The sequence below is a fragment of the Nocardia fodinahabitans genome, from assembly GCF_052983615.1.
Map to the genome: position 1 here is coordinate 1,758,590 of NZ_JBRJJC010000001.1, position 16,482 is coordinate 1,775,071.

Below are 16,482 nucleotides of genomic sequence, written 5' to 3' on the forward strand. Positions count from 1 at the left end.
TAGACAAATTTGCAGATTTGTAAAGCTGCAACAGTCGGATAACGGAACAGCGACCGCGCCCACCTGGGCACGATCGCTGTCATCGCAGGTCAGAGACCTATTCAGGGTTCTATACGCCAACCAGCAGGACATCGGCGCCGGCCGGTAGCCCGGACACCGGCCACCAGCGCAGATCCGTCGATTCGGCACTGCGGACCGGCACCGCGCCCGGCGGCGCGACGATCTCGAACAGCAGGTCCAGATGCCGCGTCGGCACCCCGAGCGAGCAGGTGATCGGGTGCGCCTGCGCGCCGTACAGACCCGGCGTCAGGCGCAGGTCCGCGATGCCCGACTCCTCCACCGCCTCGCGCAGCGCGGCGTCGGCGACCGTCTCGTCACCGGGCTCACAGTGCCCGCCGAGCTGGATCCAGCGGCCCACCCGTGGATGCAGCGTCAGCAGGATCTCGCTGCGGTCGTGCGAGAGCACGATCGCCGAGGCGGTGATGTGGCCCGGCGCGTGCTCGCGCAGGCACCCGCGCGGCGCCGAGCCCAGAAACGCCAGCATCGCCTCGCGCAGCGACCGATCCGGACCGGACTCGGGCTGCCAATCGGTCAGCAGCTCGGTGGCCGAGGCGTGCAGCGACTCCGCGCTCACAGTTCGACCAGGCCGGCACCCGGCGAGCCGACCGTGCGCGGCGCGGGCTCGTCGAGCGGCACCCCGATCGCGATGGCGCCCAACGGCATCCAGTCCTCGTCCAGCCCCAGGACCTCGCGGACCAGCTCGGGCGCGAAGATCGTCGACCCGATCCAGCAGCTGCCGAGGCCGTCGGCGGCCAGCGCCACCAGCAGCCCCTGCACCGCGGCGCCGACCGCGACCGTGAACATCGTCTGCTCGGCGGCCTGGCGCCGGGCGTCGGGATAGTCGTGCGCGCCGTCGGGCACGCAGAACGGGATGATCATCTCGGGGGCGTCGAACAGGATGCGCCCGCGCGCGACCCGGCGCTCGACCCGTTCGGCGTCGAGTCCGTCGGCAGTGAGATCGGCCCGCCACTGCTCGGCCATCGCCTCGAGCAGCTGGGCGCGCAGCTTCGGCTTGCGCAGCCAGACGAAACGCACCGGGCGGGTGTGGTGCGGCGCGGGTGCGGTGAGCCCGACCGCGACGGCGGCCCTGATCCGTTCCGGGTCGACCGGCTCATCGGCGAAGGCCCGGACCGAACGCCGCAGCGGCACAGCCTCTTTGCGGCCCATCTCGATCGCCTCGGCGGTGCCGAGCCAGAACAGGTCGTCGACACCGCCGCGCAGCAGCACCGCCGCACTCGACCCGTCGTCGTCGGTCGCCAGGCCGCGCACCACCGCGACCGGGACGCCGCCGAGTTTGCCCTTGACCAGATCGGCGGCGGCGGCGAGCTCGTCGGCGACGGCCACCTGAGTGACGTGCAGTTCGTTGCCCTGCCCGTCGACCGCGCCGGCGTAGTCGTGCAGCACGCGCAGCCCGGCCGCGCCGATCGCGGCGTCGATCTGGCCGTTGCGCCAGGCCCGGCCCATGGTGTCGGTGATGACCACGGCCACGTCCACCCCGAGCCGCTGGGCCAGCGCGGCCCGCAGCGCCTTGGCGCTGGCGTCGGGATCGGTGGGCAGCAGCACCAGTTCGCCCTCGGCCACGTTCGAGCCGTCGACGCCGGAAGCGGCCTGCACGATGCCGAGCCGGTTCTCGGTGATGAGGGTGCGGCCCTTGCGGGCGAGCACCCGCACGGCCTCGTCGTCGACCAGCTTGCGGCGGGCGGTGTCGCGCTCCTCCGGGTCGGTCGGCGCGGCGACGATGCGGCCCTCGGCCTTGGAGACGATCTTGCTGGTGACCACGACGACGTCGCCGTCGGCCAGCCACGGCGCCTGTGCGGCAAGGTGTTCGGCGATGTCGTCGCCGGGCCGGAACTCCGGCAGGCCGGTGACCGGGAGGATCCGCAGCTCGTCGGCCGCGTGGTCGGGCAGTAGGCTCACGGCTTGACTCCTGCCAATTCCAGTGCGGCACGGGCCATTTCGGCCGTCGCCTCCGGGTCGGTCATCAGCAGCGGCACGCTGCGCACCTCGACGCCGGGGACGTCGGCGGTGTCGGTGGAGTGCAGCAGCCAGCCGTCGAGGATGCCGGTGGCCGAGCGGGCGCCGTAGTGCCGCCCGATCGCCTCGGCGGTGGACTCCACGCCGATCACCGACAGGCACTCATCGGCCATGCCGCGCAACGGCTTTCCGTCGATCACCGGCGACAGGCCGATGACCTTGGCCGCGGTGGTGCGCAGCGCCCCCCTGATCCCGGGCACGGCGAGGATCGCGCCGATGCTCACGACGGGGTTCGAGGGGGCCAGCAACACGGCGTCGGCGGACGCTATGATTTCGGTCACATCGGGGGCCGGGGAGGCTTGTTCGGCGCCGATCGAGGCGAACGAGTGGGTCGGGAGCGCCGCGCGGTACCGCACCCACCATTCCTGGAAGTGGATCGCGCGACGTTCGCCGGCGTTGTCGGGATCGCTGACGACGACGTGGGTTTCACAGCGATCGTCGGTTGCCGGAATCAGGCGCACACCCGGCTGCCACCGATTGCACAGCGCCTCGGTGACCGCGGACAGCGGATATCCGGCGCGCAGCATCTCGGTGCGGATCAGATGGGTGGCGATATCGCGATCGCCGAGGCCGAACCAATCGGGCTGGGCGTTGTAGGCGGCCAGCTCCTCTTTCGCGTGCCAGGTCTCGTTCGCATGGCCCCACCCGCGCTCGGTGTCGATGCCGCCACCGAGGGTGTACATGCAGGTGTCGAGGTCGGGACAGATGCGAAGCCCGTGCATCCAGACGTCGTCGCCGACGTTGACGATGGCGGAGATGTCGGCGTCGGGCAGCAGTTGCCTGACGCCTTGCAGGAACCGTGCACCGCCGACGCCGCCGACGAGAACGGCGATCTTGGGCTCGCGCACCGCGTGTTGTGCAGTCACAGGGTCACAGCCTAGTGAGCGCAGTCGCGGCAGCGATCCGCAGTCTTTCGCGCACTGCCGGAGCGAAGGCGGCGTACTCCTGTGCCGTCGCGGTCGCCGATTGATTTCGCGGCCAATTTCGACAAAGTTGCTGGTCATTTGCCACAGCACATAACAAGATCAAAACGAAAGGCGGGTGCGGAGTGTAACGGAAGGGTGACGGCGGGTTGACCACCGGCGAGTGCGGCGTGTCTAATCACAGACATGTCATTCCGGTCACCGCGAGAGGGCATAGCGCGGGGGCGTTTGCGAGAGGGTGTTGGCTCGCCGGAAGACAGGTTCGGGGAAGCCCGCGAGACTACGTCGCGGTGTTCGGCCGCCGGGGTTCGTGTTGGCCCGGCGGAAAGAATCTTTCTGCGCTAACACATAGTGAGGAGGCGGAACGATGACCGAAAACATGGTCTCGCCGACCGATTCCACAGCAGGCGCAGCTCACGCTGTCTGCGCCGACACGAGCTGGCCGGAACCGGACGTGGTAAGCGAAGTCGCGGCCCCCCGGCTGAGTCTGGTCGTAACGGGCTTCGACGAGATGTTCGAGTCCATCGAAGAGCAGTGGCAGGAGCGCGCGCTGTGCGCTCAGACCGACCCCGAGGCGTTCTTCCCCGAGAAGGGCGGCTCGACCCGTGAGGCCAAGCGCATCTGCTTGGGCTGTGAAGTACGCGATCAGTGCCTGGAATACGCACTGGCGCACGACGAACGTTTCGGTATCTGGGGCGGTCTCTCGGAACGAGAGCGTCGCAGGCTGAAGCGCGGAATCGGTTAAGAGAATGTTCGAAAGTAGACTCTGAGGCTCCAGCCCGGAGCACGCAGGCGCAGTACGTCGGTGCTTCGGGCGAACGCCCAGTAGTCGCGCCGTCCCCAGGCTCGACGGGCACGACCCAGTGCACGCGAGAAAGGTGGACGACTCCCATGGCACGTTCCCGGCGTCATATCCCGGCGCCCACCGCCCGCTCGGTGACCCGCCGCGGCCGCGGTGTTCGTGGACCCATGCTCCCGCCCACCGTTCCCGCGTGGCGCACGAGGGGCCAGAAATTCGACCGGCTGGTGCTCGAGGCCTTCGCCCCGCTGGACACCCGCTGGCACGACCGGCTCACCAAGCTCGACATCGCCGTCGACGACGTACCGAAAATCCGTCCGCTGCACCCTGATTCGGTCACCTGGCCGGACGAGGTGGTCGCCGACGGGCCGGTGCCGCTGTCACGGTTGATCCCCGCGGGCGTCGACCGGCACGGCGCGGCCACCCGCGCCAGGGTGGTGCTGTTCCGCAAGCCCCTGGAACTGCGCGCCGCCGATCCCGACGATCTCGTGGAACTGCTGCGCGAGGTCCTCGTCCAGCAGATCGCGACCTATCTCGGTGTCGACCCGGACCTGATCGATCCCGAGCCCGAATAACGACCCGCCGATAACGGGACGTATCACCGCGTGTCCGTATCCACTTTTGCGGGCCGGCGGGCTAATCTCGACGTCGTGATCCCCATGCGTCGTTGCTGCCGACCCGGCTGCAAGAACCCGGCTGTAGCGACGCTGACGTATGTGTACTCCGACTCGACCGCCGTCGTCGGACCGCTGGCCACCGTCGCCGAACCGCATTCCTGGGATCTGTGCGAAACCCACGCCTGCCGCATCACCGCCCCCAAGGGCTGGGAACTGGTGCGCCACGAAGGCGGCTTCTCCTCGAGCACACCCGACGACGACGACCTGACCGCACTGGCCGAGGCCGTGCGCGAAGCGGGCCTGCGCCGTCGCCCCGCCGACGCCGACCAGCCCGGCTACCGCGACAGCACGCCCCCGCCGCCGCGCACCACCCGCACCGGCCGCCGCGGCCACCTCCGCGTCCTCCCCGATCCGTAACCGCTGACCCGTGGCGCCGGAATCCCCGGCGCGCCGGATAGGGTGGTGGGCATGACGACTGTCGCGCGCTCTGGCGAACTCGTGAACGCCGTGATCAAGGCTTATGACGTCCGCGGGGTGGTGGGCGAACAGATCGATGCGGGATTCGTCGGGGATGTGGGCGCTTCCTTCGCCCGGCTGATGCGCGCCGAGGGCGCGACCCGGGTCGTGATCGGCCACGACATGCGCGAGTCCTCCCCCGCACTGTCGGCGGCCTTCGCCGAGGGCGTGCGGGCCCAGGGCCTCGATGTGGTGCACATCGGCCTGGCCTCGACCGATCAGCTGTACTTCGCCTCCGGCACGCTGGGCTGCCCCGGCGCCATGTTCACCGCCAGCCACAATCCGGCCCGCTACAACGGCATCAAGCTGTGCCGCGCGAACGCGCTGCCGGTCGGCCAGGACACCGGACTGGCCACGATCTCGGCCGAGATCGTGGCGGGAGTGCCCGCCTACGACGGCACGCCCGGCACCGCCACCGATACCGATCTACTCACCGACTACGCGAGCTTCCTGCGCCAGCTGGTGCGCCTCGACGACATCCGCCCGCTCACCATCGCGGTCGACGCGGGCAACGGCATGGGCGGCCACACCGTGCCCGCCGTGCTCGGCACGCTCGGCCCGGTCACCATCGTGCCGCTGTACTTCGAACTCGACGGCTCGTTCCCCAACCACGAGGCCAACCCGCTCGACCCGAAAAACCTGGTCGACCTGCAGGAGCTGGTGCGCCGCAGCGGCGCCGACATCGGCCTGGCCTTCGACGGCGACGCCGACCGCTGCTTCGTCGTCGACGAGCGCGGTGAGCCGGTCTCCCCGTCCGCGATCACCGCGCTGGTGGCCCAGCGCGAGCTCGCCAAGGAGCCGGGCGCGACGATCATCCACAACCTGATCACCTCGCGCGCGGTGCCCGAACTGGTCGAGGAGCTGGGCGGCAAGCCGGTGCGCACCCGGGTGGGTCACTCGTTCATCAAGCAGCAGATGGCGTCGGAGGGCGCGGTCTTCGGCGGCGAGCACTCCGCGCACTACTACTTCCGCGATTTCTGGGGTGCCGATTCGGGCATGCTGGCCGCGCTGCACGTGCTGGCCGCGCTGGGTGAGGGTCAGCGTCCGGTCTCGGAGCTGATGGCCGCCTACGACGTCTACGCGGCCTCCGGCGAGATCAACTCGACCGTGGCCGACGCCGCCGAACGCACCGCCGCGGTGCTCGCCGCGTTCGCCGATCGGACCGTCTCGGTGGACCGCCTCGACGGCGTCACCGTGGACCTGGGCGATCACGCCTGGTTCAATCTGCGCGCCTCGAATACCGAACCGCTGCTTCGACTCAACGTCGAGGCCGGATCGCAGGCCGAAGTAAACGCACTCGTGACCGAGATCCTGAGCATCGTTCGCGCCTGACTGGGAAAATGAAACCAGTACCGGTGGGAACACACGTTGGGAGCACGGCGGCGGACGAGGCAAACGGCTCTGTTCGACACCGAGATCCTGAGCATCGTTCGCGCCTGACTGGGAAAATGAAACCAGTACCGGTGGGAACACACGTTGGGAGCACGGCGGCGGACGAGGCAAACGGCTCTGTTCGACACCGAGATCCTGAGCATCGTTCACGCCTGACTGGGAAAATGAAACCAGTACCGGTGCTGACTGGAATAGTGGAATCACAGACCTGGTATTCGCCGACGGCTCGCCGGCAGACGACACAGCGCGATGAGGGGAGGTGGGATCGGCGATGATCGCTGGAACCCCCGTATTCGACCTCGATGATGCCGCGTCGCTGGAGGCGGCCGACACCGGCGGCGCCTTGCGTTCGGCGGCTTCGGGCGGCGCGCAGGTGCGCGCCACGGCCGCGGCGGTCGCCGAGACCTCGCTCACCGAACGCCTCGCCGGACTGCGTCCGCGCAGCCTGGTCCTCGTCTCCGGTTCGGGCCGGGCGGCCCGCGCCGCTGGCCTGCTGGTCGCCGGCCTCGGTGACCGGGCCGGGCTGCCGATCGTGCCCGTCACCGCGCTGCCGCCGTGGGTCGGTCCGCTCGACGTGGTGCTGGTGGCCGGTGACGACGCGGGCGATCCGCGCCTGATCGATGCCGTCGATCGTGCGCTGCGCCGCAGCGCCGAGGTCATCGTCGCCGCGCCCAACGAGGGTCCGCTGCGCGCGGTCGCCGCCGGGCGCGCGACCGTGCTCGAACCGCGGGTGCCCGTCCTCGACCACAACCGGCTGCTGCGGTTCCTCGCCGTCGGCATCGCGGTGCTGCGCGGGGTCGACGCCCAGCGCAGCGTGCCCGCCACGCCCGACCTGACCGAGCTGGCCGACATGCTCGACGCCGAGGCGCTGCGCGACGGCCCACACAACGAGGTCTTCCACAATCCGGCCAAGACGCTGGCCGCGCGGATGCTCGGGGTCGGCGTCGTCCTGGCGGGCGACTCCCCCGCGGCGGTCGAGCTGGCCGGACACGGCGCCGAGGTGCTGTTGCAGTCGGCGGGCAGGCTCGCCGCGGCCGCCGACCTGGCCGATACGGTCGCCGCCGTCGGGCGGCTGGCCGAGGCGGTGGGCGGTGCCGCACCGGGATTCGATCCGCTGTTCCACGACGAGGAACTCGACGGTCCGGCTCCGGTCGACCGGGTGCGGGTGCTCGCACTGAGCGTGCATCCCGATCAGGCCGCCGCGCGGCGCAAGCTCGCGGTGTTCGACGGCGTTGGCGGCGGGCTCGTCGACGCCGAGCTGGTACACGCCGACGTCGACGTGCTGCAGACCCAGCTGGCCGAGCCGGGGTCGGCCCCGGCCACGGACAGCGGCGCCGCCACTTCCGCCGCAGGGGGCGGACACGGCAGCGAGATCGAGCAGCTGGCGGTGCTGGCCTTGCGTCTGGACATGGCCGCTGCCTATCTCCGGCTGACGGGTGCGCGCGGCCCGGCCGCGCCCGACCCGGACCCATACCACGACGGGGGACGCTACTAGTGCAGGAACTCGTTGGTGCGCTGCGTTCCTACGCCTGGGGCTCGCGCACCGCGCTCGCTCAGCTGTGCGGTCGGCCGGTGCCGTCGGCGCATCCGGAAGCCGAACTGTGGTTCGGTGCCCATCCCGCCGACCCGGCCCATGTGAAGGCCGCCGGTGGCAGCCGCTCGTTGCTCGAGGTCGTCTCCGCCGACCCGGTGCGGGAACTGGGCGCCGTCGCCGACACTTTCGGTTCCCGGCTGCCGTTCCTGCTGAAGATCCTGGCCGCCGAGGAACCGCTGTCGCTGCAGGCCCACCCGAGTTCGGCGCAGGCGCGGACCGGCTTCGAGCGGGAGAACCGCACCGGGGTGCCGCTGGACTCGCCCCTGCGCAACTATCGCGACGACAGCCACAAGCCGGAACTCGTTGTCGCGCTCGGCCGGTTCGAGGCACTGGCCGGTTTCCGTGATCCGCACCGCACCGTCGACCTGCTGCGCGCCCTGAACGTGCCAGGTCTCAACGTCTACGCCGAACTGCTTGCCGCCCAGCCCGATTCGGCCGGGCTGCGCACGCTGTTCACCACCTGGATCACGCTGCCCGCCGCCGCGCTGTCGGCACTGCTGCCCGCGGTGCTCGAGGGCTGCGTGCGCTACCTGTCCGCGAAGGGTGATCGCGCGTTCGCCGCCGAGGTGCGCACCGCGCTGGAACTGGCCGAGGTCTACCCCGGTGACGCGGGCGTGCTGGCCGCGCTGCTGCTGAACCGGTTGACGCTGGAGCCCGGCCAGGCCCTCTACCTCGACGCGGGCAACCTGCACGCCTATCTGCGTGGTGTCGGCGTGGAGATCATGGCCAACTCCGACAACGTGTTGCGCGGCGGCCTCACCCCCAAGCACGTCGACGTGCCGGAACTGTTGCGGGTGCTCGACTTCGAGCCGATCGACCTGCCGGTGATCGAACCGGAGCTCGGTGCCGACGGCGGCGTGCGGTACCGCACGCCCGCACCGGAGTTCGCGCTGTGCCGGTTCGAGCTGTCCGCCGACGCCGAACCGGTGGTGCTCGCCGACGCCGGTCCCGGCATCGTGCTGTGCACCGAGGGCACCGTCGAGCTCGCCCAGGACGGGCACACGCTCAGCGTCGCCTGCGGCAGCGCGGCGTGGATCTCCGCGGCCGACACCGAGATCAAGGCCCGCGCGATCGGCGGGCCCGCGCAGTTGTTCAGCGCCTGCGTCGGCGCCGGGAACTGACGCCGAAGCGCACATTTCACGTCCCTCCCCTTAGGCTGTTGCGGGCACGAGCGTGTACAGCGGAGAGAAGGGCGGGCCGGTATGTCGGCTGGTGGTGGCAAGAAGGCGATCGTCGCCGCGTTGACGGCCAACGCGGGAATCGCGGTGTCGAAGTTCGTCGGCGCGCTGATCACCGGATCGGCGTCGATGATGGCCGAGGCGGTGCACTCGGTCGCCGACACGGCCAACCAGGGTCTGCTGCTGTTCGGTCAGCGCGCGGCCGCCAAGGACGCCGACGAGTTGCACCAGTTCGGATACGGGCGCAACCGCTATTTCTATTCCTTCGTCGTCGCCCTGGTGCTGTTCACCCTCGGCTCGGTGTACGCGATCTACGAGGGTATCCACAAGATCCAGCATCCCGAGGAGCTGAGCCAGCCGATCGTCGCGATCGTCATCCTCGGTATCGCGATCGGCTTGGAGACCTTCAGTTTCCTCACCGCCGTCCGCGAGTCCAGGCCGCTCAAGGGCGATGCCAGCTGGTGGCGGTTCATCCGCAACTCGCGCAGCCCCGAGCTGCCGGTGGTGCTGCTCGAGGACACCGGCGCGCTCATCGGTCTGGTGATCGCGTTCTGCGCGGTCGGCCTGACCATGGTCACCGACGACCCGATCTTCGACGGCATGGGCACCCTGGCCATCGGCGTGCTGCTCGGCATCATCGCCATCGTGCTGATCGTGGAGATGAAGAGCCTGCTGATCGGTGAGGGCGCGACCCCCGAGCAGGACGACGCCATCCGCGCCAACCTGGTCGACGGCGCGAAGATCACCTCGGTGATCCACCTCAAGTCCGAGTACCTGGGTCCGGAGGAGATGCTGGTCGCCGCCAAGGTCGCGATCGCGCCGGACCTCGACATCGCCGGCATCGCCGAGGCCATCGACGCCGCCGAGATGCGGGTGCGGGCCGCAGTGCCCACCGCCCGGCTGATCTACCTGGAGCCCGATCTGTACCGGACCCAGTCCGTCTGACCCGGTCTCGACATCAGCCAGATCGGCGAGGCCATCGACGAGGCCGACCACCGCATCCGCGTCGCCGTGCCCAACGCCTGCACCGTCTACCTGGAACCCGACGTCTTCAAGCCCGAATCGGTCCGCGCGACACCCTGATTCAGTGGTACGCGGGTGCGGCGCCGCGCAGCAGATCCAGCGGTTCGGTGACGATGCCGAAGCGGGTGCGCAGCAGATGGCGGGCGGCGTGCAGGCCGGGCATGCCGTGCACGCCGGGGCCCGGCGGGGTCGACGACGAGCACAGGTAGGTGCCGGGGATCGGGGTGGCGTAGGGATTCCAGCGGGCCAGCGGGCGGAACGCGGTCTGGCGCAGGGTCATTGCGCCCGCGGAGATGTCGCCGCCGACGTAGTTGGCGTTGTGGGCGGGCATGAAGGCCGCCGGCGTCACGTGTTTCGCGAGGATCAGGTCGCGGAAGCCCGGGGCGAAACGCTCGACCTGGGCGATCACCGTCTCGCTGATGTCGCGGTCGGAACCGTTGGGCACATGGGCGTAGGTGTAGAAGGTGTGCTTGCCCTCGGGGGCCCGGGTCGCGTCGACGACGCCGGGCTGGATCGCCAGCACATACGGTCGCTGCGCGTATTCGCCCGCGGCGATCCGGCGTTCGGCGCGCATCGCCTCGGCGCGGGTGCCGACCAGGTGCAGGGTGCCGTGGCCAGCTCGCAGCCGGGCGCGGTCCACGGCACCGGGCCCGACAGCGCGAAGTCGACCTTGCAGGCGGCACCGCCGTAGCGGAATCGGCCGAGGCGGTCGCGGTAGCGCGCGGGCAGGCGAGCACCGGCGATGCGCAGGAGTTCGGCGGGCGAGGTGTCGAACAGGACGGCGCGCGCCCGCGACAGTTCGGCGAAGTCGTCGACCCGATGCCCGGTGACGATCTCGCCGCCGAGCCGTTCCAGTTCGGCGATCAGCGCGTTCGGGATCGCCTGACTCCCGCCGCGCGGAATCACCCAGCCGCCCGCGTGGGCCAGGGTGCCGAGCAGCAGGCCGGCGCCGACCGCGGGCAGCGCGCGCGGCTGGGTGATCGCGTGGGTCGCGACGCCGGTCAGCAGCGCGGGCGCGACCTCGGCGTGGAAACGGGTGTTCCACAGGGGTGATCCCTGCTCGAGCAGTCGCAGGCCGAACCGGACGGCGGTGGGAATCCGGGTCGGCGGATGCCGCAGATCCGACATGGCCAGGTCGACCACGTCGGGCCAGTGCTCGACCAGCGGACCGAACAGCTCGCGCCAGGCCGGGCCGTCGCGGCCCAGGTCGGCGACCGTGGATTCGAGGTTGCGCCAGGCCAATCCGGCGATGCCGCCGTCGAGCGGATGCGCGTAGGAGATGGTCGGGGTCAGCAGGTCGACGCCGTGTGCCGGGAGATCGAACGCGCGAAAGAAGGGCGAGGCCAACGCCATCGGATGCGCGCCCGCGCACACGTCGTGGTGGAATCCCGGCAGGGTGAGCTCGGCGGTGCGTGACCCGCCGCCCGGCTGCTCCTGTGCCTCGAGCACCCGCACCGAGAGGCCGGCGCGCGCCGCGATCACCGCCGCGGCCAAGCCGTTCGGCCCCGACCCGACTACTACGACCTCAGCCATCCGCCGTCCCTTCGCCCTCGGCCGCCGCGGGCGACCTGCGTCGTCTTCTCCAACCTACGCGGCACGGCGACCACCGCCGACGAGTCGTCGGTCACCGTGACGGGCCGCCGCCGCGGTCCGCCGGCGCGCGACCAGCGGTTACGCGAACGCGGACCAGCTCTCGACCAGCAGCGCGATCCGCCTTTCGCGGAGTTCCGGACGCAGCCTGCCGCTGCGTTCCAGCGTCGCGATGCCGTGCAGGCAGGCCCAGGCCACCTCGGTACGCGCGCCGAGTTCGTCCCCCTCGGCGCCCGAACTGAACATCGCTTCCAGACCGGCGAAGGCGTCACGCAGCGGCTGCGGCGCGTCCAGACCGAAGTTCAGATCGGTGGTGAGCACGAAGATCGCGTCGTAGCGGGCCGGGTTGGCGGCGGCGAAGTCGAGGTACGCGCGGGCGACCTTGTCGAACATCTCGGTGCGGGTCGTCGCGCTCTCCCGCGCCAGACGCACTTCCTCGGCCAGCTCGACGCAGCCTTGCAGGGCGACGGCGCCGACGATGGCCGCCTTGTTCGCGAAGTGGCTGTAGAGCACCGGCTGGCTGTACTCGATGCGCTCGGCCAGTTTGCGGATGGTGACCGCGTCCCAGCCCTCCGCCTCGGCCAGCTCCCGCGCGGTGTCGATGATCTGCTGCTGACGTTGGGCGCGTTCACGTTCCTTGCGAGTTTGCGTGCTCATGCTCGAAATTCTAGCAACGCTAGACAAGATGGCGACGCCGCGCTCGCGGCGTGACGCCGGTCACCCGGCGATGAATTCCGCGCGGCCCTCTCGTCTTCACCCATAACGAGCAACGACCGAGGAGGAACCACCATGGCGAACGCACCGCACGGCCCCGCGTCCTACTTCCCCACCATCGAGGCCAAGTACGGCCACACCGTGGACGAGTGGCTCACCCTCCTCGGCGCGACCGAACAGACCAAGCACGCCGCCCTGGTTACCTGGCTCAAGACCGAACACGGCCTCGGCCACGGGCACGCCACCGCCCTGGTGCAGTACCACCTGAACCCGGAGAAGTGGGCGCGCGCCTGATCCCGCGCACGTCGAGAGGCCCCGCAACACTGCGGGGCCTCTCGTGTATGTCAGCGCACCGGAACGGGTTTCGGCTCGCGCTCCGGGACGTCGACCGGGTGGTCGTCGACCATCGTCTCCTCGTCGAAGGGCAGTTCGCGATCGAGGACGCGGCGGGTGCGGTCGGCGTCGACGGTCTTGGTCCAGGTGCCGATCAGCAGGGTGGCGACCGCGTTGCCCGAGAAGTTCGTCAGCGCACGGGCTTCGGACATGAACCGGTCGATGCCGACGATCAGGCCGACACCGTCGAGCAGTTCGGGACGATGACTCTGCAGGCCACCGGCGAGGGTAGCCAGGCCCGCGCCGGTCACGCCAGCCGCGCCCTTGGACGCGATGATCATGAACAGCAGCAGGCCGATCTGCTCGCCCAGACTCAGCGGCTCGCCCATCGCGTCGGCGATGAAGATCGAGGCCATGGTCAGGTAGATCGCGGTGCCGTCGAGGTTGAACGAATATCCGGTCGGCACAACGACACCCACCGTGGTGCGCGCCACGCCCGCGTGCTCCATCTTCGCCACCAGTCGCGGCAGCGCCGACTCCGAGGACGAGGTCGCCACGATCAGCAGGTACTCGCGCGCCAGGTACCGGCACAGCTTGAGGATCGATACCCCCGAGACCAGCCGCAGCACCACCCCGAGCACGCCGAAGACGAACACCAGGCAGGTCAGGTAGAACGCGATCATCAGCGTCGCCAGCTGCACCACCGCCGACCAGCCGGTCCGCCCCACCACATTGGCGATCGCGCCGAACGCGCCGATCGGGGCCAGCCACAGGATCATCGACAGGATCCGGAACACGAGCTTCTGGCCGAGCGAGACCGCGCGCAGGATCGGTGCGCCCGCCTCCCCCATCGCCTGCACCGCGAACCCGACCAGCAGCGCGACGAACAGCGCCTGCAGCACGCTGCCCGCGGTCAGCGAGGACACCAGGGTCGTCGGCACGATGGCCTGGATGAAGTCCCAGGTGCCACCCGCGCCGTGCGCCTGCTCGGCATACTCGGCGCCCGCGCCCGCGGTGCCGGCGCCCAGTCCGGTGCCCGGCTCGATCAGATTCCCGACGACGAGCCCGATCCCCAGCGCGACCGTCGACATCGCCAGGAAATAGGCGATGGCCAGGCCACCGACCTTGCCGACGGTGGCGGCCGCGCGCACCGATCCGATGCCCAGGACGATCGTGCAGAAGATGACGGGTGCGATCATCATCTTGATCAGGTTCACGAACAGGGTGCCCAGCGGCGCCAGCGACTGACCGAATTCCGGCGCCAGCCGGCCGACCAGGATGCCCGCAAGGACCGCGAAGATCACCGCGATGTACAGCCAATGGGTATGGTCGCGTTTCCGCGATGGTGCGGCGGTTGTGCTCATGGCGCACAATCATCCGGAACCACTGTGACCCCCATCACATTTGGTGCATAACGTTCAAGACGAGGTCGGAGGGCAAGATGCGACGAGTGCGGCTGTCGCTCGCCGGGCAGGCCTTCGTCTGGCAGCTGGTGGTGCTGGCCCTGATGATCGGGACCGGGACAATCCTGGCGGTGTTCGACGCCCGCCACGACCACGATGTGGCCACCGAACTGCAGGTCCGCGATGTGGCGGTGACCGTGGCGCGCGCACCGTCGACGCTGGCCGCGGTGAACTCGCCCTATCCCAGCGGACTGCTGCAACCCACCACCGAGCGCATCCGCGCCGACACCGGCATGGACTTCATCGTGGTGATGGCGCCGGACCGCACCCGCTACACCCACACCAATCCGGAAATGATCGGCAAACCGTTCATCGGCTCGATCGACGCCGCACTCGCCGGGCAGACGCTCACCGAGACCTTCACCGGCTCACTCGGTCCATCGATCCGCGCGGTGACCCCGGTCTACGACAACGGCCGGGTGGTCGCGCTGGTCTCGGCCGGGGTGACCCGGTCCAAGATCGGTACCCAGGTCGCCTCCCAGGTCCCGGTCATTCTCGGGGTGTCCGCGGGGGGATTGCTGCTGGCCGCGTGCTCGTCGTTCCTGATCAGCCGCAGGCTGCGCCGCCAGACCCACGGCCTGGCCCCCGACGAGTTGCGCGCGCTCTACGAGCACCACGACGCGGTCCTGCACTCGGTCCACGAGGGCCTGGTGGTGTTCGGGACCGCGCCGGGGCCCGCCGAGGTGGTCAATGATCAGGCCCGCACGCTGCTCGATCTGCCCGACGGCCCGGTGCACCGCACCGACCTGCCGACCTCGCTGCAGCAGATGCGCTGGGGCGTCGTGCGCGACGAGACGCATGTGACCACCGATCGGGTGCTGCTGGTCAACCAGGACGTGGTCAGCTGGGAGGGCCGCCCCATCGGCACCGTGCTGACCATCCGCGATCAGACCGAGCTGCGCGCGGTGCTCGGCGAGCTCGACTCGGTGCGCGGGTTCGCCGAGTCGCTGCGGGCGCAGGCGCACGAGGCGGCCAACCGGCTGCACACCGTCGTCACCATGGTCGAACTGGGCCGCCCGGAGGAGGCGGTCGCCTTCGCCACCGCGGAACTACAGCTCTCGCAGGTCCTGATCGACCGGCTGCTGTCCGCCGTCGGCGACCCGGCGCTGGCCGCGCTGCTGCTCGGCAAGGTCGACCAGGCCGCCGAGCGCGGGGTGAGCCTGGCCATCAGCGAGGACACCGCGCTGGACTCCACCGATCCGCTCTCGGCGCAGGAGGCGGTCACGCTGGTCGGCAACCTGGTCGACAACGCGATCGACGCCGCGGCGGGCACCGTCGACAAGCGGGTCGAGGTGTCGGTGTGTCACCGTGACGGCGCGCTGGTGGTCCGGGTCGCCGACAGCGGACCCGGCATGTCGGCGCAGATGTTCTCGCGCGCCGCCGAACGCGGCTACACCACCAAAACCGACCACGCCGGACTCGGCTTGGCACTCGTGCACCGCCTCGTCGATCGGCACGGCGGTGCCATCACCACCACGGCCGCACCACACAGCGCGGTCATCGTTCGCATTCCGCTGAGGGAGAAGAAATGATCCGGGTCCTGATCGTCGAGGACGAGCCGTTGATCGCCCAGGCACACCGGGCCTATCTCGAGCGGCTGGACGGGTTCGTCACCGGCGGCCTCGCGCACTCCGGTCGCGACGCGCTCACGCTGGCCGCCGAGGCGATCGCCGACGGCAATCCGTTCCATCTGGTCCTGATGGACATCGGCCTGCCCGACATCAGCGGACTCGAGGTGGCCGCCGCGCTCAACGGTCTCGAACCGCGCCCGGACGTCATCGCGATCACCTCGGCCCGCGAGCTGACCATGGTGCGCAATGCCGTCGCGCACGGCGTGGTGCTGTATCTGCTCAAGCCGTTCACCTTCGCCGCGTTCCGCGAGAAGCTGGAGCGCTACCGCGATTTCGACACCGCGCTACCCGCAGGCGAGGCCGCCCTGTCGCAGTACGACATCGACCGTGCTCTCGGCGCCCTGCGCACCGCCGACCAGCGCGCCGGTGCGCCGAAAGGCGTTGTGCAGCACACCCTCGAGGAGGTCTCCCGCGCGGTGCGCTCGGCCGAGTCGGGCATCACCGCGACCGACGCCGCGGCGGCCGTGGGGGTTTCGCGCATCACCGCCTGGCGCTACCTGGAGAAGCTCGCCGACGACGGATTGGCCGAGCGCCGCGCCGATTACGGCCGCGCGGGCCGTCCGAAGACCCGCTATCGCTGGCGCGCGGGCGCGTAGGTCGGGCCCCGGCACGCGG

General features: G+C 70.2%; 15 protein-coding genes and 1 pseudogene. 10 read left to right on the forward strand and 6 right to left on the reverse strand.

Annotation, left to right across the window (positions count from 1 at the left end):
- Positions 1 to 109 precede the first annotated feature (109 nt).
- Genes NV348_RS08155 through cofD form a run of 3 tightly spaced genes read right to left on the reverse strand, consistent with a single transcriptional unit; the run spans position 110 to position 2,960 of the window.
- Complete coding sequence (locus NV348_RS08155) at positions 110 to 634, reverse strand: NUDIX hydrolase (RefSeq protein ID WP_447146468.1); 525 nt, start codon at positions 632 to 634, stop codon at positions 110 to 112.
- Positions 631 to 1,977, reverse strand: a complete 1,347-nt coding sequence (locus tag NV348_RS08160) for a coenzyme F420-0:L-glutamate ligase (RefSeq protein WP_447146469.1) — start codon at positions 1,975 to 1,977, stop codon at positions 631 to 633. The genes NV348_RS08155 and NV348_RS08160 overlap by 4 nt, the downstream gene beginning before the upstream one ends.
- Positions 1,974 to 2,960, reverse strand: coding sequence for a 2-phospho-L-lactate transferase (gene cofD / locus NV348_RS08165; protein WP_447146470.1), 987 nt, complete (start codon positions 2,958 to 2,960; stop codon positions 1,974 to 1,976). The genes NV348_RS08160 and cofD overlap by 4 nt, the downstream gene beginning before the upstream one ends.
- Before the next feature lie 568 nt (positions 2,961 to 3,528).
- On the opposite strand from cofD, the gene NV348_RS08170 reads away from it, so the two are divergent.
- The 7 genes from NV348_RS08170 to NV348_RS08200 all read left to right on the forward strand — a co-directional run bounded on the left by NV348_RS08170 (position 3,529) and on the right by NV348_RS08200 (position 10,058).
- On the forward strand, positions 3,529 to 3,762 hold the full coding sequence (locus NV348_RS08170; protein ID WP_133733920.1) for a WhiB family transcriptional regulator: 234 nt from the start codon (positions 3,529 to 3,531) through the stop codon (positions 3,760 to 3,762).
- Positions 3,763 to 3,908: 146 nt separating this feature from the next.
- On the forward strand, positions 3,909 to 4,391 hold the full coding sequence (locus NV348_RS08175; protein WP_447146471.1) for a metallopeptidase family protein: 483 nt from the start codon (positions 3,909 to 3,911) through the stop codon (positions 4,389 to 4,391).
- Between the two features lie 84 nt (positions 4,392 to 4,475).
- Positions 4,476 to 4,850, forward strand: coding sequence for a DUF3499 domain-containing protein (locus NV348_RS08180; RefSeq protein ID WP_447150979.1), 375 nt, complete (start codon positions 4,476 to 4,478; stop codon positions 4,848 to 4,850).
- A 51-nt stretch (positions 4,851 to 4,901) separates the two neighbouring features.
- Entirely contained in the window at positions 4,902 to 6,281 is a 1,380-nt protein-coding gene (locus NV348_RS08185) for a phosphomannomutase/phosphoglucomutase (RefSeq protein ID WP_447146472.1), read from the forward strand.
- 331 nt (positions 6,282 to 6,612) lie between these two features.
- Complete coding sequence (locus tag NV348_RS08190) at positions 6,613 to 7,836, forward strand: tobH protein (RefSeq protein ID WP_447146473.1); 1,224 nt, start codon at positions 6,613 to 6,615, stop codon at positions 7,834 to 7,836.
- A complete protein-coding gene (gene manA, locus NV348_RS08195) occupies positions 7,836 to 9,056 on the forward strand; it encodes a mannose-6-phosphate isomerase, class I (protein ID WP_447146474.1) in 1,221 nt (406 codons plus the stop codon). The genes NV348_RS08190 and manA overlap by 1 nt, the downstream gene beginning before the upstream one ends.
- A gap of 81 nt (positions 9,057 to 9,137) precedes the next feature.
- Complete coding sequence (locus tag NV348_RS08200) at positions 9,138 to 10,058, forward strand: cation diffusion facilitator family transporter (RefSeq protein ID WP_447146475.1); 921 nt, start codon at positions 9,138 to 9,140, stop codon at positions 10,056 to 10,058.
- A gap of 139 nt (positions 10,059 to 10,197) precedes the next feature.
- On the opposite strand, the pseudogene NV348_RS08205 reads toward NV348_RS08200, so the two are convergent.
- Together NV348_RS08205 and NV348_RS08210 are read right to left on the reverse strand one after the other, a co-directional pair.
- Positions 10,198 to 11,669: pseudogene (locus NV348_RS08205) on the reverse strand (phytoene desaturase family protein).
- A 138-nt stretch (positions 11,670 to 11,807) separates the two neighbouring features.
- The gene (locus NV348_RS08210) at positions 11,808 to 12,383 is read right to left on the reverse strand and encodes a TetR/AcrR family transcriptional regulator (RefSeq protein WP_447146476.1); all 576 of its coding nucleotides are present in this window, start codon (positions 12,381 to 12,383) and stop codon (positions 11,808 to 11,810) included.
- Between the two features lie 132 nt (positions 12,384 to 12,515).
- Here NV348_RS08210 and NV348_RS08215 point away from each other — a divergent pair, with 132 nt between their 5' ends.
- On the forward strand, positions 12,516 to 12,734 hold the full coding sequence (locus tag NV348_RS08215) for a DUF4287 domain-containing protein (RefSeq protein WP_447146477.1): 219 nt from the start codon (positions 12,516 to 12,518) through the stop codon (positions 12,732 to 12,734).
- 50 nt (positions 12,735 to 12,784) lie between these two features.
- Here the strand turns inward: NV348_RS08215 and NV348_RS08220 are convergent, their stop codons facing one another.
- Positions 12,785 to 14,137: a cation:dicarboxylate symporter family transporter gene (locus NV348_RS08220; RefSeq protein ID WP_447146478.1), complete on the reverse strand. Its 1,353-nt coding sequence runs from the start codon at positions 14,135 to 14,137 to the stop codon at positions 12,785 to 12,787.
- A gap of 77 nt (positions 14,138 to 14,214) precedes the next feature.
- Between NV348_RS08220 and NV348_RS08225 the strand changes: the two genes are divergently transcribed.
- Positions 14,215 to 15,768 (forward strand): sensor histidine kinase, encoded by a 1,554-nt coding sequence (locus tag NV348_RS08225; protein ID WP_447146479.1) that lies wholly within the window; start codon positions 14,215 to 14,217, stop codon positions 15,766 to 15,768.
- Complete coding sequence (locus NV348_RS08230; RefSeq protein ID WP_447146480.1) at positions 15,765 to 16,463, forward strand: response regulator; 699 nt, start codon at positions 15,765 to 15,767, stop codon at positions 16,461 to 16,463. Before NV348_RS08225 ends, NV348_RS08230 begins: the two co-directional genes overlap by 4 nt.
- Positions 16,464 to 16,482: the final 19 nt, after the last annotated feature.

Bases quoted from the DNA above. Each gene is read 5' to 3' on its own strand.
- NV348_RS08185 (WP_447146472.1), top strand. From the start codon at position 4,902: ATGACGACTGTCGCGCGCTCTGGCGAACTCGTGAACGCCGTGATCAAG.
- NV348_RS08230 (WP_447146480.1), top strand. From the start codon at position 15,765: ATGATCCGGGTCCTGATCGTCGAGGACGAGCCGTTGATCGCCCAGGCA.
- NV348_RS08175 (WP_447146471.1), top strand. From the start codon at position 3,909: ATGGCACGTTCCCGGCGTCATATCCCGGCGCCCACCGCCCGCTCGGTG.
- NV348_RS08225 (WP_447146479.1), top strand. From the start codon at position 14,215: ATGCGACGAGTGCGGCTGTCGCTCGCCGGGCAGGCCTTCGTCTGGCAG.
- NV348_RS08215 (WP_447146477.1), top strand. From the start codon at position 12,516: ATGGCGAACGCACCGCACGGCCCCGCGTCCTACTTCCCCACCATCGAG.
- NV348_RS08170 (WP_133733920.1), top strand. From the start codon at position 3,529: ATGTTCGAGTCCATCGAAGAGCAGTGGCAGGAGCGCGCGCTGTGCGCT.
- NV348_RS08190 (WP_447146473.1), top strand. From the start codon at position 6,613: ATGATCGCTGGAACCCCCGTATTCGACCTCGATGATGCCGCGTCGCTG.
- NV348_RS08200 (WP_447146475.1), top strand. From the start codon at position 9,138: ATGTCGGCTGGTGGTGGCAAGAAGGCGATCGTCGCCGCGTTGACGGCC.
- NV348_RS08210 (WP_447146476.1), bottom strand. From the start codon at position 12,383: ATGAGCACGCAAACTCGCAAGGAACGTGAACGCGCCCAACGTCAGCAG.
- NV348_RS08220 (WP_447146478.1), bottom strand. From the start codon at position 14,137: ATGAGCACAACCGCCGCACCATCGCGGAAACGCGACCATACCCATTGG.
- NV348_RS08180 (WP_447150979.1), top strand. From the start codon at position 4,476: ATGCGTCGTTGCTGCCGACCCGGCTGCAAGAACCCGGCTGTAGCGACG.